General features: G+C 70.2%; 2 protein-coding genes. Both read right to left on the bottom strand.

Translation table 11 applies throughout. From position 1 onward, the window contains the following. Positions 1-943: nitrilase-related carbon-nitrogen hydrolase (locus ACE3O8_RS13580; protein ID WP_374390600.1), on the bottom strand; the 943-nt coding region annotated here is incomplete at its 3' end. A gap of 59 nt (positions 944-1002) precedes the next feature. Beyond that, positions 1003-1525 (bottom strand): DUF1214 domain-containing protein (locus ACE3O8_RS13575; protein WP_374390598.1); only part of this gene is annotated, 523 nt, incomplete at its 5' end.

Genomic DNA, 1525 nt, shown 5'->3' with positions numbered 1-1525 from the left:
GCAGCATCACGCACCACACCCGCTCCGCCCCCAGCGCGTCCACCGCGACGGCGGCCGAAAGCGCGCTGTCGATCCCGCCGGAAAGCCCCAGCACCACGCCCGGAAAGCGGTTGCGCCCCACATAGTCGCGCAGGCCCACCAGCATCGCGTGGTAGATTTCCTCCTCATAGCTGTCCGGCATCTGCGTCGTGCCGGGCGCAAAGCCCGCGCCCCGCGCCCAGTCCAGCGTCACCACCGCTTCGTCCCAGTCGGGCAGGCGCACCATCAGGGCGCCATCGGCATTCACCGCAAAGCTGCCGCCGTCGAACACGATCTCGTCCTGCCCGCCGCTGCGGTTCACATACAGAAGCGAAAGGCCCGTCTCGGCCGCCCGCGCGCGCGCCAGCGCCAGCCGACGGTCCTCCTTCCCCAGCTCATAGGGGCTGCCATTGGGCACCAGCAGCAGCTCCGCCCCGCGCGCCTTAAGATGGCTCGAAACGTCCGGCGTCCACATGTCCTCGCAGATGGGCACCCCCAGCCGCACACCCCGGAAGTCCAGCGGTTCGGGCAGCGGCCCGGCCACGAACACGCGCTTCTCGTCGAACACGCCATAGTTGGGCAGGTCGTGCTTCAGCGTCACGCCCGCGATCCGGCCCCCGTCCAGCAAGGCAAAGCCGTTGTGCAGGCCCCTGTCGTCTGCCCAGCTGGTGCCCACCAGCATCGCCGGCCCGCCGTCCGCTGTCGCCTCGGCCATGCGCGTCAGCTGCGCCATCGCGGCCGCGTGCAGCGCGGGCTTCAGCACCAGATCCTCCGGCGGATAGCCGATGATGGAAAGCTCCGGCGTCACGATCAGGTCGGCCCCGGAGGCCGCGGCCCGCGCACGCAGCATGGCGGTGGCATTGCCGGCCAGATCCCCCATCGAAGGGTTCAGCTGCGCGGCGGCGATCTTCAATCTGTCTGCCATGCCCGAAGCCATAAGCGGTGCGCCGGGCTTTGCCTACTCCAGCCGCTCCACGGCAGACCCTATTTCAGCCGCTCCACGGCGGGCAGCCGCCAGCTGCCCGAAAGGATCGGCGCGTCCGGCCGATAGGCGCGGAACACCAGCGTGAAGCGGGCGGACTTTGGCGTGGGCAGCCAGTTCGCCCCGCCCCCCGGATCCTGCGGAGACAGGATCAGCGTCAGGCTGCCGTCCGCGTTCGGCGTCAGCCCGCGCGTGCGGTTGCCCACGGCATATCGGTCGATCGGATTGTCGACATAGAAGAGCCGGCCGTCCGGCAGCCGTTCATACATCGAAAGGCTCCAGAAGGCCCTGACCGGCACATTGGCTGGGATCGTCAGCGAATAGCGGTTCGCGCCATCCAGATCGGCCCGCGCGGCATCCTGCGTCGCGGACCAGTAAACCGCCTCCGTCGCCGGCAGCGCGCCCAGCCCCGCCAGCGCCACCCCTGCGCGAACGGCGTCGCTCGCCTCCACGGTCCCCAGCCCCGGCGGGCTGGCAGACCAGCCATCGCCCGTCGCAAGGCTGCCCTGCGCGATCACCGCCTTC

The sequence above is a fragment of the Sandaracinobacter sp. genome, assembly GCF_041909755.1.
Lineage (GTDB): Bacteria > Pseudomonadota > Alphaproteobacteria > Sphingomonadales > Sphingomonadaceae > Sandaracinobacteroides.
The sequence above is the reverse complement of the archived record's forward strand: the minus strand, read 5'-3'. Positions and strand labels throughout refer to the sequence as shown.